This is a genomic window from Halopseudomonas oceani, from assembly GCF_963677335.1.
GTDB classification, from domain to species: Bacteria; Pseudomonadota; Gammaproteobacteria; order Pseudomonadales; family Pseudomonadaceae; genus Halopseudomonas; species Halopseudomonas oceani.
Window position 1 is genome coordinate 41269 of sequence record NZ_OY781932.1, and the last position, 15412, is coordinate 56680.

The following is a 15412-nucleotide window of genomic DNA, read 5'->3' on the forward strand; positions in this document are numbered from 1 at the left end:
GCGTCAGCAAGCCCTAGCGCCTGCGCCATTGCAGCGCAAAACTGCGCTGGCAAGGGTAGCCCGACCAACCTCGTTGACCGGCAACAACACCGCGCCGGATACCAAAAGCACCCGGCGCGGTATACAGAGCATGGCCACCTGCATCAAACAGGTGGCCGCTGCGCTCAACGATCAATCAGGGCAAAGGCGCCCTCACGATCCTGCCGCACCCAGAAATGCGGCGTGCCTACGGTCACCAGGCCAGCTGCGGTGCTGCACTCGGCATCCACATCAGCCGGCAGGCTGGTCATATAGCTGTTGTCATAATCCAGCGCACTGAGGCAGTCGGCAGCCACCACCGGCTCCCAGCTGCCCTCTGCATCATTCCAGCGAGCCAACTGCAGGTTGCTGGCATCCGCACCGGACGGCACGTTGAATTGCAGCACGAAGTCATCACCACGCGGGTCGTCATCCAACTTCCAGTTGCTGTTGACCCGGCCTTCTGGCAACACGTAGGGCTGCTTGCCCTGCTCGCTGCCATCACCAAAGCTGCCGGCGAAACCGGTGTCTTGGTCAAGGCGTTTCTGCGCCCCACGCGCGCTGCTGTAGGTACCGTCCTGACCCTGAATACCGCTCACCAGCAGAACCGCACTTTTCGCTCCCTCACGCGCAGCCACCCAGCTAAGCGACAACTGCTTCTTCAGGTCGATGGTCGTCTGGCGGATTTCCACCTCTTCGTCTTCCGTGCCCGCATTGATCAGGCGCACGCGCTGGCTGTTGTTCAGGTTCGGGTTATAGCTGGCATGGGGAATATGCAGCCAGCGGTAGTAGCGGGCGGCAAGCGCAGTGTTGCTCTGCGCCGTTGATACACTGGGCTCGACACTGGTGGTACGGGTGCGGGTGTCATAGCGATTGAATATCTGGTTCTCGCCATCCAGAATCCGCGCCGCTTCACCCGACCCGGCGACACACAGGCTGGTGCGGTAGCTTTTGTCATGGGTCATGTTCAACTGGTTGCCGGCGGGGATGCTCGACGGAAACACGATCTTGTCGCAACGCTCTGCAGAGCGGGTAAAGCGATCGATCAACTTCCAGTCCGGCGTTGCCAGCTCACGCATACCGTCTTCGTTACTGCGGATGGTGTGACTCTCGTAGTAGGAGCGGTAATCGACCAGCGCGCCGTTGAAAGTCAGAATCGAGGCGTTGACGTCGAGTGTGCCGTCGACACTGCCGTCGTTGATTTTGGTCATCACCACCTGCTGGATCAGCTCACTTTCACCATAGCGGCTGTCGTACCCCTTGTAGGAGGCGCTACCACTGACCAGCTCGGTGTAGTGGCCTCCGTAATAGCCCGATATCAGGCTGCGAATATACTGGTGCTCATGGCCAGCCACGTAGATGACATCATTGTCGGCAAACAGCTGGCGGTAATCGTCGTGCACCAGCAAAAACTGCTGATCCCCCTCGGAGGTGTCGTAGGCTTCTACCGCACGCTCGCGAATGTTGCCGTAACGGCTGCCGACCATCGTGTTGTGGGACGATACGATGATGTGATCAACCTGATCACGGTAGGTTTCAATCATCTCCCGGACGAAGTCATAGGCGAACGGAATCTGCCCGTAGGAAACCGTCACGATAAGCACGTTGCCACGCACCAGCGCATAGTTTTTGTCTTTCTGACCGGCCATCTGAATGGCGTCGTCCGGAATCAGATCACTGACGTTGTCATACCAGTCCTGATCCGTGCCCTTGATATCGTGGTTCCCCTGCAACGGCAGCATGACAAAGTCATCACGGTAGTCGTCGACAACACTGCGCCACTGGGCATACTCGGCTGGGGTGCCTTCTTCGGACAGGTCCCCGACAATCAGCAGCAGATCCACGTTCTGCTCGCGGTAGAACTCCATCAACGCACGCATGGGCATCACCGACGTGTTCTGCCCGCCACCCTGGGTGTCGGGAATGACCCCAATCCGCAGCGTCGGTGCATCAGGGGCAGCCGGCGCTCCCCCTGCATCGCTGCTGCTACTGCTTCCCGACGAAAGGCAGCCGGTCAACAGACCTGCCGCCACTAAAGAGACCAATCCTGTACGAACAAACATGGCGCATCCTTTTCGAACCATATGAATGAGGTCTGAACACTACAGATGCGCTGTGAAAGGCCCGAGACAGAGCGGTTACATTCTGATCACGGAGATGTGACGAAGAGCCCCGCGCTAACGCACGAAGCGATAGAAGAGGTTGGGTTCGCTGACGACAAACAGCTCACCGCGGCTGCCCAGCACCACGCCCTCCGGCTGCGGTACGTCGGCATCGAGACCACCACCTGCCCGCAAGCTGCGACGGTCGAGCAGCGCGCCATCGCGACCCAGCTCAAACAACAGCTGTGACTCATCGCTCAGCAGCAACAGATGGCCGCTGTCAGGCTCAACGGTTATCGCGGAAAGGTCTTTTGACACACCTGCGGTAGCAACCCAGTCACTCAAGTCCTGAATATCCAGCTGCAGATTGCCGGCCAGGGTGGGGCGCAACCCGGCGATGCGGTACAGCTGCTGAGCATCGCGCTCCTTGACCACATACAGCAGGTCGCGGTGCGTGTCGTACGCAACGCCTTCAAAGCCCTTGTTGTCATCCGACAGCGCCACGCCCAAGGTCAGTTGGCGGGCGTCATCGCGCGTGATCGGCCCGAACTCCGCGGGTAGACGGATGATATTCAACCGCTGCACCCGTTCCTCAATGATCAGCAACAGGCCGTCGCCCAGCCAGGCCAGGTCCTCCGGGTCTTCGAAACCGATCAGCGGATAGCGGCCGAGCAGCCGGCCCTGGCGGTCAAGCGCCAGCACCTGAACCGGCCCCGCGTTGGTGATCGCCAGCAGTCGGTCATGCTCAGGGTCATGGGTGATGCCAGACAGGTCATTGCCGATGCCGGGAATGTTCAGGCCCTGCACCGCAGCGCGGTAGTCGGCGAGTCTGAATACGCCGCTCGCCGGGCTGACAATTGCATCAGCGCGATGGAACTCGGTCAGCTTGAGCAGCGTGCCCTGCCAGGCAACCAGAACGGCCAACGCGCTGACCGTCAGCAGCAACAGCAGGAGCCGCCGCGGCCCGCCCCATTCAAGCGTACCCGACATGGATACGTCCCTTGCTGGTATGCAGCTTCATCCACCCTGCTCCTGTCCGCTGTCGCGCCGATACTAGGCGACAACGGATGACAGGGTGGTGACAGCGCAGGCTAGCGGAACGGCGGCTCGTCGAAACTGCGCAGCTTGCGCGAATGCAGCGAATCGAGCTGGCTGCGCATCAGCTCCAGCGCATGAATACCGATATGCAGATGCTGGGTCACGGCGCGCTCGTAAAAAGCGCCCGCCGCGCCCGGCAGCTTGATCTCGCTATGCAGCGGCTTGTCGGACACGCACAGCAAGGTGCCGTAGGGCACCCGCAGACGGTAGCCCTGAGCAGCGATGGTGCCGCTTTCCATGTCGACCGCAATCGCCCGCGCCAGATTGATCAGCGGCCGTTCCTGCGCCCAGCGCAGTTCCCAGTTGCGGTCGTCATAGGTCAGCACCGTGCCGGTGCGCAGACGGCGCTTGAGGTCATCGCCCTGCTCGCCCGTCACGTCGGCTGCCGCCTGCTGCAGCGCCTGCTGCACCTCGGCCAGCGCCGGCAGCGGAATGTTCGGTGGCAGCACCCGGTCGAGGATACCGTCGCGGCGCATGTAGGCGTGCGCCAGCACATAGTCACCGATGGTCTGCGACTGACGCAGACCGCCACAGTGGCCGATCATCAACCAGCAGTGCGGCCGCAACACAGCAAGGTGATCGGTAATGTTCTTGGCGTTGGACGGGCCCACGCCGATGTTGACCAGGGTGATGCCCTCGCTCGGCTTGCTGCCCTGCAGGTGATAGGCCGGCATCTGGAAGCGGTGCCAGACCACTGACTCGATGATCGCCTGCATCTCACCTTCGGACATGCCACGTTCAACCACCACGTTGCCGGGCAGCACCATGCGCTGGAAGCGCGACTCGGTCTGCAGCATGTTCAGACCGTGGCGGATGAACTGATCGACGTAACGGTGGTAGTTGGTCAGCAGAATCCACGGCTGCACGTGCCGCCAGTCGCTGCCGGTGTAATGCACTAGGCGGCGCAGGGAGAAGTCGGTACGCGCAGCGTCAAACAGCGCCAGCGGCAGCGGGTCCTGATTTTCCCAGTCATACAGCCCATCAGCGGTGCCATCGTTGGCGGCTGACAGGTCGGTGCTTGGGAACACCCGCGCCAGCTCGGCAGCGGTCACGCCCGAGGCGCCCAGCTCGTCACCCTGCTCGACCACGTACGGATAGGGAATATTGGCCTGGCTCGGGCCCACTTCCACGGTGACGGTGAAGTCGGACATCAGCGGCCGCAGCTGATCGAGCAGGTAATTGCGAAATGCATCGGGCTGAGTCACCGTCACGGCGTAGGTGCCGGGCACCTGCACCTTGGCATAGGCCCGCACACTACTCGGCACTTCACCCTGGCAATGGTAGGTCAGGCGCAGTTCTGGGTAGCGGAAGGCACAATGAGCCTCGCTCGGCGGGGTACGATCCTTGAGGTATTGCTTGAGTGCGCTACGCAGCGCGTTGGTGGCCTGCTGGTGCAGCATGGCCAGACGGTCGACCGCCGCTTCCGCGGAATCGACCGTTACAAAATCATCGGGGCAAACTGGGTTCACGGAAAACCTCTTATCGGTGGTTCGGGAGGCCCTAGGTCAGCGGGCGCAGGTGTCGATGTCGGCTGCTGTGATCATGACCGGCGTGCTGGTGCTCGTGTTCATCCTCTGTCAGCGAGACCTGGTTCAACTGACCGTGCCGCACGCCGCTCTCGGCCATGATGCGCTCGGCCAGCTGACGCACCTGCGGAGTAGGCCCGCGCAGGATGGAGCTTGCCAGGCAATGGTCATGGTCGATATAGGACAGCAGCGTAGACACGCTAATATCATGATGCTCATGGTGATGGCGGGCCAGGCGCTCGGCCAATTCACGCTGATGGTGGTTGTAGACGTAACTGAGCGAGGCAACACAATATTCGCTCGGCTCCCGCGTCTGGCGGGCACTTTCCAGTTCGGCGCGCAGCAAATCACGCATCGCCTCAGACCGACTGCGATAGCCGCGCTCGGCAATCAGCGCGTCAAAGGCTTCGGCCAGTTCACTTTCCAGGGAAATGGTGATGCGCTCCATGGGGTCCTCATGCGGGCAACGTCAGAATCCGGGTTCCCAGACGTTGTACCAGTGTCTGATCGTGGCTGGCAATCAGCATCGGCAAGCCGGTCTCAAGCAGACAGGTAAACAAGCGCTCGCAACTGGCCTGGTCCAGACCATTGCTCGGCTCATCCAGCAGCAGCACGCGCGGGTTCATCGCCAGCACCCCGGCCAGCGCCACCAGCCGCTGTTCACCACCAGAGAGCTGCTGCACCGGCCGCTCCGCCAGATGCTCCAGCTGCAGCGAAGCCAGGGTGCGCAGCGCCAACTGGCCGGCCCGCTGGCGATCCAGTCCGTGATTGCGCGGCCCAAAGGCTACGTCATCAACCACCGTCGGGCCAAACAGCTGATCGACCGGGTCCTGAAACAGCAACCCCAGGGGGCCACGCAGCGGGACAAAGTCGGCCTCGACAGAACGCTCGCGGCCAAATACCTGCAGGCAGCCAGCCTGCAGAGGAACAAACCCCAACAGCGCGTGCAGCAAACTGGTCTTGCCGCGTCCGCTAGGCCCAAGCAGACACAACCGCTCGTTTTCATGCAAGACGAAGTCGGGCAACGCGAGCTGGCGCTGCGGGCCGCGCGCCAGACGCAAGCCGCTGGCCTGAATCAGCACGCTCATAGCGATTCCTGCCCTGCGGTCACACCCGCCACCGCAGTCGCCCGTTTCCGCGCGCGCACGCGTTGGGCCAGGCCGCGAGCCTGCATCGCCTGTGCCACCCGCTCGGCGCGCAACAAGGCATGCACCAGAATTAAGGCGACCTGCAGTGCCAGCACCTCCAGCGTGCGCCAGTTACAACGGGGGTGGAAACCCCGTGCCTGCATTGCCCGCTGCACCTGCTGACGCGTCTGCTGCATGACACTGAGGTAGCGCACCGTCAGCAACAACAACTGCGCCAGCCGCGCGGGCATGCCCAGACGCGCCGCCGCTGCCGCCACATCGAAGGCGTTCATCCCCGCCAGCAGGGCAATGCACAGCAGGCCGGCAATATTGCTGCGCAAGCTGATATGCAGCGCCGCGTCCACGCCCGCCGGGTTCCAAGCCAGGCCGCCGCCCGTCCAATGCCAGGGCAGCGTCAACCAGACCAGCACCACGAAGAGATTCAGCAGCGCAATCCGACGTAGCAGCCAGCGGGGCGAGGCTAGCCGCAGCACGGCCGCCACCAGCACGGCAACCCCGGCCATCAGCAGCAGCGCCAGCAATTGCCAGGTCTGCTGCAACAGGGCGGCGCCCAGCGCCCCGGCCAGTGCCAGTAACAGCCGTTGCGGCGCGGTCATGGGCACAGCTCGCGGGTCATATCGGGCAACATGCGCCACAACAGGTTGAGTGCCAGGGCGCTGATCAGCGCGTCCACCACAAACACCGGCGCATGGGACAGCACCAACATGCCGATCAGGTGATCGAACAGCCGGCCACCGCTCAGATTCAGCACCAACGCGGCCACCACGGCAGCACCACCGACCCCGATCAGCCCGCATCCGGCGCCAACCAGCAACAACCGCCGACGGCTCGGCTCACCGCGTAGCAGGGGCGCCAGCAGGACATGACATAGCAGCGCCGGCGCGGCCATGATCAGCAGGTTGGCACCCAGCACGGTAAAGCCACCAAAGGAGAACAGCGCGGCCTGCAGCAGCAGCGCGACAAAGAACAACGGAAACACCGCCCAGCCCAGCAGCAAGCCGGCCAGGCCGTTGAGGATCAGATGCACACTGCCCACGCCCACCGGCATGTGCAGCGTACTGGCAACCATAAAGGCAGCACCCAGCAGCGCCGCCAGTGGCATCCGCGTTTCATCCAGGCGGCGCACACCCAGTGCGATACCGCCCGCCGACAACACCGCAGCGCTGGCCAGCACTGGCAGACTGAGCACCCCTTCGGCAATATGCATCAGAGTCCTCGACCAGGTTGACGGCTGCGCCACAGCGCCCAGAGGCCGAGCACGCCGACCAGATAGCCGATGCCGCCCAGCACGTCGCGCCACCATAAATGCTGCTCCAGCCGGGCAATATCCTCGCGCAGCAGCAACAGGCTTTGGTTGCCGCTGCTGCCGCTCGGCAAATCACTGACCAGCGCCTGCGCGCGATGCCCCTCTTCGCCCTCGGCGATGACTCGCATGCCACCGTCCTCGCGAGCAGCGAAGGTGAAACGGCCGTCCTCGCCGGTCTTGCTGTGTGCCAACACCCTACTGGCATCTTCAGAGGCTACCAGGGCTACGTAGATCGCAGCAGCCGGCGTGCCGTCGGAGTACAGCGCCAAACCGGACACCTGTCCCTCACTGTGCTGGGCGATCACATCCAGGCCATGCGCTTGAGCGGCGGTGGCCGACAGCCAGAGCAGCAACAGCAGCGTGGCACGCTTTAGCTCAATCCTGCGCATGGAACACCAGGCTGTATTCCGTGCTGAGCTGGGTGTACGCCGGATTGTCGGCCACTGCCAGCCGTTGTCCGGACCAGATCCGATTGACGCCACTGCGGGCGATCAGCACCGCTACGCCCTCGGCGTCACTGACGGCATCGTCACCTTCCTCACCAAATGCCAGGGCAATGCCCTGCGCCGGTTGGCCGTCGATCAGCACCTTGAGGCGCACCGGCTGACCGGCGGCAGGTGCCTCGGCATCCAGCGGCAGCAGCTCGAAGGCCTGACCCTGCGGCAGGGTTGCCTGCGCGTCCCAGCGCGCAATGTACTTGTGATACTTGATCGCGTTGACCGCCGACTCGGCACCCTCGACCTGATCCATCGGCAGGTTCTCGCTGCGGCCATCCGGCAGTCGGCTCCAGATGCCGTTGTTGAAATACAGCGTCAACACCGACACCGGCTCGGCGGTTTGTAACCGCACTCCGGCTGTCAGGTCCTCGCGGGCGACAGCGACCGGCACACCCGCTGCATCGATGGCGCTGACCTGTTCCAGCTTGGCCGGAGGAAAGTCTTCCAGCACGCCGGCATGCCCGCCGAAACGGACGACGTAGCCGTTCGCACTCTCGGTCGACTCAAGCCAGACGGTATGCGCACTGACCAACGGACTGAGCAGCGCCAGAGCGGTTGCGGCAAGCAGGCTGCGTAGGGGGTAAGACATGGTAAAACTCCTTGTGCACGAGGGTCAGAAACTCGCCTGGATGCCCAGGCTGACACGACGGGGCGCGCCGGTGGCATACCCGATGGTAGAAACGGTGGAGGCATAGACCTTGTCCGTCAGGTTCTCCACCGACAGATAAGCGCGGTAGCCCGGGGTGCCGGGAAACAGATAGGCCAACGTCAGGTCAGTCACCTGGTAACCACCATCGACCAATTGATTGCTGGCGTTGACCGCGTAATCACCAATATCGCGCAGCACCAGACTGCCTTCCCAATCCGAAAGCGGGCGCCAATTTACTTGCGCGGTAGTGGTGTGGCTGGGCACGCCGGTCACCCGGTTGCCTTCAAGGGATGCATCACGGTGCTTGCGGATCTCCGACTGCGCCGTGCCCCAGGCCAGCGACACATCCAGGCTGTCAGTCAGGTACCAGTAGCCCGAGACTTCCACGCCCTGACGCCGGGTCTCGCCAAAGTTCTCGTAGTCGCCGGCCGGGTTGCGGCCGATCTCATCGCTGGAGTCGATGCGATAGGTCGCCAGGTCCAGCCCGAGGTCACGCCAGCTCAGCGTCATGCCCAGTTCGATCTGACGGAAGACGTTGGGAGATACGCTGCTCGTGCCGAGCGAGTACTTGGCGGTTTCCGGGGCGATGGCAAAACCCTCGGCCCAGCTGCCACGCAGCTCCAGCCAATCCAGCGGCTGCGAGCGAACGCCCAGTTTGGGGCTGGTGTGACTGACCGACGACATGCGCTCGCACTCCGCCGTGGAGGTTTGCGCGCCTTCCAGGTCGCAATCCCCGGTGAAGCGGTCCCAGCGCAGGCCCAGGCTGGGCATGAACAGCGGGTGCAGCTGCCACTGCATCTCGCCAAAGGCCGCCAGGTTGTTCAGGCTGAAGCGCCGATCCAGTTGCGGCAACCCGACCCGCTGGCGGTATTGGGTGTTTTCATACTTCAGGTAGTCAGTGCGTTCACGATAGGTTTCGATGCCGGTGACCCAGGTGAGCGACTTGCCCGCCAGTTGGCTATCGCCATTAAGGTTGAAGCCGCCGCCCAGCACATCACGGTCGTAGGTTTCCTCGCGCTGGGTCCAGACGCCGCTGACTGGCCGGGTAAACCAGCGGCTGAAGTCCTGTTGGGTGTGGTAGACGAAACTCAGCAGGCGCACATCGTCATCAAGCTGATAGTTGGCGTCCAGGCGCAGGGTTCTGAAGTCCTTCTCGCTGCCGTCGTTTTGCACCTCGCTGTAGACCCCGTAAGGGTCACGCTGATAATCGGCGTAAGGCAGGTAGGACGGGTTGTCTGCCTCGGCATGATGCAGACGGGTCGACAGCGCCACTTCCAGATCAGGGCTGAGATCCAGCGCCCAGCGCCCAGCCAGGGTTTGGCGATCGGCCTGCGACTGATCGCGGAAACCATCATCATGGACCGCCTGCACCGCCAGGTTGAGGCGCTGGCGCTCGGCCTCAAAGCCACCGGCGGCCTGCAGATCCAGCTTGCCGAATTCTGCTGCGCTGATGTCCAGGTCACGGTAGTTACCACCCCGGCGGCTCTGCAGCGTGACCGTGCCGGCCCGGTTGTAGTTGCCATACAGCGCCGATACCGGGCCACGCAGCACATCAATGCGCTCCAGTTCCAGCGGAATGACGACGTTCAAATCGCCGTAACCATCGGCGTGGGACATGGCCTCGTTGAGCGGAATGCCATCGACGACAAAGCCAATGTCTCCGCCGTGCCCGCCGGCCCCAAAGCCGCGCAGCGAGATATTGTCGGCCACTCCCGGCAGCCCCAGCGTGCTGACATTCATACCCGGCACCTTGCGCAGCAGGCTTTGCACCTGATCAACGTGCGCTTCACGAATATCGTCAGCGTGCAGACGGGTGACCGAATAGGCTTGATCGGTGGTATCGGCCATGGCCTGGCCCTTGACGGTGATACTGGCCAGCGACACGGGTTCAGTAGAGGCCAACGCGGGCAAAGGCAACAACAGGGCAGCCGCTAGCGGCGTGAGACGAGGGAGTAGCATCGGGCATCCTTATGCGGGGTCGGTTGCAGCACCTCTCAACTGGCCAGGCATAGGCGAGCCGGATGCAAGTATGAACAAATCAGCAAAGTTCATACCAGCGCCCGCTTCACTGAAATTCGGCGGTTGCGGCCAGAGGGGCAGCCCGCTTTCGCACCACAAGAAAGCAGCAAGCGACACTATCGCACCATGTCGGCGCACAGCTTCAGCGATGTCGTCACCGGCAGCCGGAAAACGGGTGGGATCAAAGTAACCTGATGTCGACCGGAGCAACGAAAGAACGGTCTCGATGCCCCATGCAGCCCTGCTTGGCTAGCAGACTGATGTGGATAACGGGCGCCGACAGGATGCCAACGCCCAGCAAACCGGCCGACGCGCGCAGCGTTCGCGGCGCCGGCCGGTCGCGGGTAGGCTCAGCCGGTCTTGTCCTTGATGACGTCGCTGGTACCGTTGTTTTTGACCGACTCGATGCCCTTCTCGCAGCTGGCCGCCGCAGCGTACATCTGGCTGGTGCCGATCACCTGATGATTGGCCGCCTTGAGATTGAAGAAATGGCGCCCGTCCTTTGCCTCTTTGCGCTCATAGCGCCCATCCTCTGAGCAGTTTTTCTGTACCGACGCGATGCCGTTCTCGGCGCTGGCTCGCGTGGTGTAGAGCTCACTGGTGAGAATGGTTTCGGCATTGCCTGCCTTGAGGACAAAGCGAAATTGCCCGTCCGTGCTGTTGCTCAGTTCATACCAACCAGCCATATGAAGCACTCCTTATCCAACGTCGGTGGACTACCTGCGCGTCCGCCCGGATGCGGACGACTTGGTCAGTATAGACAGGAGATGCCCGCTGTCTCGCAAGCGAGACCCGTCGACATTATCGAGACGGAACACCCGCCAGCGAAGACGACTCAAGCCCCAGCGCTGCTGCCCGCTGAGCTGCACGCCAGTGCGACGGCGAGACGCCGGTCCAGCGCTTGAAGGCACGGGAAAAGCTGGCCGCTTCGCTGTACCCCAGCTGCGCGGCGATGGCATCCAGCCCGAGATCACTGTCGCTCAGCAGGCGCTCCGCCAGGCGCCCGCGCACTCGCTCATCGAGCTGACGAAAGGGCTGGCCCTCAGCCGCCAGCCGGCGATGCAACGAACGCTCGGAGATCCCCAGCGCAGCCGCCACCTCGGCGGCGACGGGCGGCTCCCCCGAACAGCTGATCAGCACCTGAAGAACCTGTCGCGCGAACGGCGAAACAACGTCTTCAAGCCCATCACACAGTTGCCGGCACAGGGCTGCACAGGCGTTGCGGGTAAGCTCGTTGGCGAGCGGCAGCGCACTGGCCAGATCCGCATCCGCAATCAGTACTGCGTTGCTCGCCGCGCCGATGACTACCGGGCATTCGAAGTAGGTTTCGTAACAGTCGGCGGTGGCAGGTCGCGATAGCGCCAGCTCCACCCGCAGCGGTACAAAGGGGCGCTGCAGCAACTCACCGAAGATACGCTTCCAGACTGCCAGCCCGCGCTCGGCAACCATATCCTGCGCATCCCGCGGCAGCACACTGTGGTCCAGACTCATGCGCACGCCACCGTCAAACGGCTGCAGCTGAACCGGACAGATCGACAGCGTCAGTTCACGAAACTGGGTACTGACCACCAGTGCCTCATGCAGATTGCGACAGGCCAGCATGGTGTAGCCGAGCAGCCCCAGACTGGTCAGTTGGTAACGACTGCCCACCAGCAGCCCAAGACCGGGTTCCGGCGCCAGCGCCACCAGATTGCGAATCACGGCTAACTCCTGCCAGCGCTGTATCCGGGCTCCAGCACTCAGCACACCTTCGTCCAACCCACTGCCCTGCAGACAGGCCTCGACGGAGCAGCCAATACTGTGAGCCGTGTTCAGCAGGTGGCGCACGTTGGTGGCATCACGCACTTCACGCCAGTTCATACAACCTCGTGGCAGTTATTATCATGTCATGGCAGAAATTATCATGGATAGCCACCTCGCACAGGCGCAATCTTGCCTGGCAGAACAAAAACATCAACAACAAGACAGACCACTGCAGGTAACAGCCATGCCCGAATTTTTTTACACCACGGCAAAAAACAACCAGGCCCGCTCCAGCAACCATTTCCGCACCGTACCGGTGGCCGGCTCACTGGGTGCAGACATCCACGACATCGACCTCAACACCCTCAGCGAGGCCGGTCAGGCAGATCTCCGCCAAGCCCTCATGGACCACGGCGTACTCTTTATTCGGGACCAGAACCTGAGCGTCAAACAGCTCGAAGCCGTGACTCTGCGTTTCGGCGAGTTCGGCAAGGAACCTTATGTGCAGCCGATGGCCGATCATCCGCATGTGGTGCATGTGCTCAAAGAAGCCGGCGAGGGCAGCCCATTCGTGTTTGGTGGTGCCTGGCACAGCGACTGGTCATTCCAGGAGCGACCGCCGGCCTTCACCCTGCTGTACGGCCACAATGTGCCGGAAAGCGGCGGCGACACCCTGTTCAACAACATGTACCTGGCCTGCGAGTGGCTGTCTCCAACCCTGCGCAATCTGCTGCGCCAGCTCGACGGCATCCACACCCCCGAGTTCGGTTACGGCCCTAAGGCCGCACACAACGCCGGCATCGAGAACATGCAGATCCGCTTCGGCGACAACGTCGATGAGGATGTCCGTACCCACCCGATGATCACCCGCCATCCGGAAACCGGTCGCGAGGTGCTGTTCGCCAACCCGGCCTACACCCTCGGTATCGCCGGTATGAAACCGGAGGAATCACGCCCGCTGCTCGACTACCTGTTCAGCGTTGCCGCTGCTCCGGCCTTTACTTGCCGCATGCGCTGGACCCCGGGCACACTGGCGATCTGGGATAACCGCTGCGTATGGCATCAGCCCATCTCGGACTACTTCGGCAAGCGCCGCGAGATGTTCCGCACCACGGTTGTTGGCGAAAAACCGAGCCGAGGAGAAACGGCATGAGTCACATCGAACAGGCCGCAGAGGCGCTGCTGGAAGCACGCGCCAGCGGCAAACCACGCGGCCCGGTCGCTAGCGAATATGCATTGACCGACCTGGCGTCAGCCTACGCTGTACAAAACGCGCTGATTAGCCGACAGCTTCAGGGCGAGCGCCCGGCCGGTTACAAGTTGGGGCTGACCGATGCCCGCGCCCGCCAGGCCCTTGGCGTGGCAGAACCGCTGCGCGGCGTACTGCTGACAGCCAACGAATATCAGACCGGAACGACACTGCAGCATGCGGACTTTATCGCGCCGCGACTGGAGATCGAGGTTGCGATGCGCCTGGCCCGCGATATCGAAGACCCGCTGGCCGATCGCGCCGACCTGATCGCGGCGCTCGAAGGCGTGATGCCCGCGCTGGAGGTTTGCGACTCAGCCTTTGAGGGCTGGCCGAAGTCTCTGGCTGATGCGGTCGCAGACAACCTGTCCTTTGGTGCCCACGTGCTGGGCCAGTGCGTTGCAGCCGACAGCGTGCAGCTGGATGACCTGCCGGTGGCACTGAAGCTTAACGGCGAACAGGTGGGCAACGGCAATACCTCAAGCTGCATGGGCAACCCACTGGACGCGGCGCTCTGGCTGATCAATCAAATGGTCACTGCCGGACAGCAACTGCGCAGCGGTGATGTGATCATGACCGGCGCGCTGGCCGGAATGCAGCCGGTTGCCGCCGGCGATCTGGCCGAAGTGGAGATGGGCGCGCTGGGCAGTGTGAGCTGCCGCTTCAGCGCCTGAGCACACTGGGCACGGCCATCAACGCCGTGCCCTGCTCAAATCGCAGGCAAGAAAAAACCCCGCCGAGGCGAGGTTTTGCAGAATGGTCCTGATCATCCCTAATACGAAGTGCCTCCGAGGCACTGTCCCTGTTCCCTGTTGTTCTGGTCGCTTCCTGCGATGCTCCTAGCGCGATTGATAGTACGCAGCATCGCAGGGTGTGCACATAGGCCAACGCCAGCACAACGCGTAAGCAAATGCTTACATCAATTCAGCAGGCCACCGGCAGGGTCGGTGGCCTGCTCCGGCTCAACCCTTGTGATACCCGGTAACGCGCTCAACCTCGTCCTTGGATCCCAGGAACACGGCAACACGCTGGTGCAGCGACTCCGGCTGAATATCGAGAATGCGCTGGTGACCATTGGTGGCAGCACCGCCAGCCTGCTCGATCAGCATCGACATCGGGTTGGCTTCGTACATCAGCCGCAACTTGCCCGGCTTTTCCGGCTCGCGGGCATCGCGCGGGTACATGAACACACCGCCGCGGGTCAGGATACGATGCACGTCGGCGACCATGGCGGCGATCCAACGCATGTTGTAGTTCTTCTCCAGCGGACCTTCCTTGCCCGCCAACAGCTCGGCTACATAGCGCTTGACCGGCTCTTCCCAGTGACGCTGGTTGGACATGTTGATGGCGAACTCAGCGGTGCTGGCAGGTACTTTCATGTTCTCGTGGGTCAGCACGAAGCTACCCATCTCCCGGTCCAGGGTAAAGCCCATCACACCGTCGCCCAAGGTCAGTACCAGCATGGTCTGCGGACCGTAGATCGCGTAACCGGCAGCCACCTGCTCGGTACCCGGCTGCAGGAAGGCCTGCTCATCCAGACTCCCGGTCTGCTCCACATACTTGTCGGGACAGCGCAGTACCGAGAAGATGGTACCGACCGAGACGTTGACGTCGATGTTGCTTGAACCATCCAGCGGATCAAACACCAGCAGGTAAGCGCCCTTCGGATACTGACCCGGAATCTGGTAGGCGTTGTCCATTTCCTCGGACGCCATGCCGGCCAGGTGACCGCCCCACTCATTTGCTTCAAGCAGGATCTCGTTGGAGATCACGTCCAGCTTCTTCTGCACCTCACCCTGAACGTTCTCGGTGCCCATGCTGCCCAGCACACCACCAAGGGCGCCCTTGGATACTGCATGGCTGATTTCCTTACAGGCACGTGCCACCACCTCGATGAGAAAACGCAGATCGGCGGGGGTGTTGTGGCTGCGCGTCTGTTCGATCAGGTAGCGGCTGAGAGATACACGGGACATGAGCAAGCTCCGGAGAGAAAAGTAAAATCGCGCACAGTTTACCCGCTCCGGGAGCGCTTCGCCTCCTGAATACTCCCCGGCGGC

15 protein-coding genes are annotated in these 15412 nt (G+C 62.5%); 2 read left to right on the forward strand and 13 right to left on the reverse strand.

The window, feature by feature from the left end; translation table 11 throughout:
• Positions 1-164: 164 nt before the first annotated feature.
• The 12 genes from ACKPCU_RS00200 to ACKPCU_RS00255 all read right to left on the reverse strand — a co-directional run bounded on the left by ACKPCU_RS00200 (position 165) and on the right by ACKPCU_RS00255 (position 12223).
• A complete protein-coding gene (locus ACKPCU_RS00200) occupies positions 165-2081 on the reverse strand; it encodes a metallophosphoesterase family protein (RefSeq protein ID WP_321349079.1) in 1917 nt (638 codons plus the stop codon).
• A gap of 114 nt (positions 2082-2195) precedes the next feature.
• A complete protein-coding gene (locus ACKPCU_RS00205) occupies positions 2196-3110 on the reverse strand; it encodes an SdiA-regulated domain-containing protein (protein ID WP_321349080.1) in 915 nt (304 codons plus the stop codon).
• A gap of 101 nt (positions 3111-3211) precedes the next feature.
• Positions 3212-4618, reverse strand: a complete 1407-nt coding sequence (amn, locus tag ACKPCU_RS00210; protein WP_321351902.1) for an AMP nucleosidase — start codon at positions 4616-4618, stop codon at positions 3212-3214.
• A gap of 100 nt (positions 4619-4718) precedes the next feature.
• On the reverse strand, positions 4719-5192 hold the full coding sequence (gene nikR, locus ACKPCU_RS00215) for a nickel-responsive transcriptional regulator NikR (RefSeq protein ID WP_104738131.1): 474 nt from the start codon (positions 5190-5192) through the stop codon (positions 4719-4721).
• Between the two features lie 7 nt (positions 5193-5199).
• Positions 5200-5832: an energy-coupling factor ABC transporter ATP-binding protein gene (locus tag ACKPCU_RS00220; RefSeq protein WP_321349081.1), complete on the reverse strand. Its 633-nt coding sequence runs from the start codon at positions 5830-5832 to the stop codon at positions 5200-5202.
• The gene (locus ACKPCU_RS00225) at positions 5829-6488 is read right to left on the reverse strand and encodes an energy-coupling factor transporter transmembrane component T family protein (RefSeq protein ID WP_321349082.1); all 660 of its coding nucleotides are present in this window, start codon (positions 6486-6488) and stop codon (positions 5829-5831) included. The genes ACKPCU_RS00220 and ACKPCU_RS00225 overlap by 4 nt, the downstream gene beginning before the upstream one ends.
• A complete protein-coding gene (gene cbiM / locus ACKPCU_RS00230) occupies positions 6485-7099 on the reverse strand; it encodes a cobalt transporter CbiM (protein ID WP_321349083.1) in 615 nt (204 codons plus the stop codon). Before cbiM ends, ACKPCU_RS00225 begins: the two co-directional genes overlap by 4 nt.
• A complete protein-coding gene (locus ACKPCU_RS00235; protein WP_321349084.1) occupies positions 7099-7587 on the reverse strand; it encodes a hypothetical protein in 489 nt (162 codons plus the stop codon). Before ACKPCU_RS00235 ends, cbiM begins: the two co-directional genes overlap by 1 nt.
• On the reverse strand, positions 7574-8284 hold the full coding sequence (locus ACKPCU_RS00240) for a DUF4198 domain-containing protein (RefSeq protein WP_321349085.1): 711 nt from the start codon (positions 8282-8284) through the stop codon (positions 7574-7576). The genes ACKPCU_RS00235 and ACKPCU_RS00240 overlap by 14 nt, the downstream gene beginning before the upstream one ends.
• Before the next feature lie 24 nt (positions 8285-8308).
• Entirely contained in the window at positions 8309-10303 is a 1995-nt protein-coding gene (locus tag ACKPCU_RS00245) for a TonB-dependent receptor (RefSeq protein ID WP_321349086.1), read from the reverse strand.
• A gap of 410 nt (positions 10304-10713) precedes the next feature.
• Positions 10714-11049, reverse strand: a complete 336-nt coding sequence (locus tag ACKPCU_RS00250) for a YegP family protein (RefSeq protein ID WP_104738123.1) — start codon at positions 11047-11049, stop codon at positions 10714-10716.
• A gap of 115 nt (positions 11050-11164) precedes the next feature.
• Positions 11165-12223, reverse strand: coding sequence for an AraC family transcriptional regulator (locus tag ACKPCU_RS00255; protein WP_321349087.1), 1059 nt, complete (start codon positions 12221-12223; stop codon positions 11165-11167).
• Positions 12224-12350: 127 nt separating this feature from the next.
• Here ACKPCU_RS00255 and ACKPCU_RS00260 point away from each other — a divergent pair, with 127 nt between their 5' ends.
• Positions 12351-13259: a TauD/TfdA dioxygenase family protein gene (locus ACKPCU_RS00260; RefSeq protein ID WP_321349088.1), complete on the forward strand. Its 909-nt coding sequence runs from the start codon at positions 12351-12353 to the stop codon at positions 13257-13259.
• Entirely contained in the window at positions 13256-14029 is a 774-nt protein-coding gene (locus ACKPCU_RS00265; protein WP_170063037.1) for a 2-keto-4-pentenoate hydratase, read from the forward strand. The genes ACKPCU_RS00260 and ACKPCU_RS00265 overlap by 4 nt, the downstream gene beginning before the upstream one ends.
• A gap of 288 nt (positions 14030-14317) precedes the next feature.
• Here the strand turns inward: ACKPCU_RS00265 and ACKPCU_RS00270 are convergent, their stop codons facing one another.
• A complete protein-coding gene (locus tag ACKPCU_RS00270) occupies positions 14318-15328 on the reverse strand; it encodes a class 1 fructose-bisphosphatase (RefSeq protein WP_104738119.1) in 1011 nt (336 codons plus the stop codon).
• Between the last annotated feature and the right edge of the window lie 84 nt (positions 15329-15412).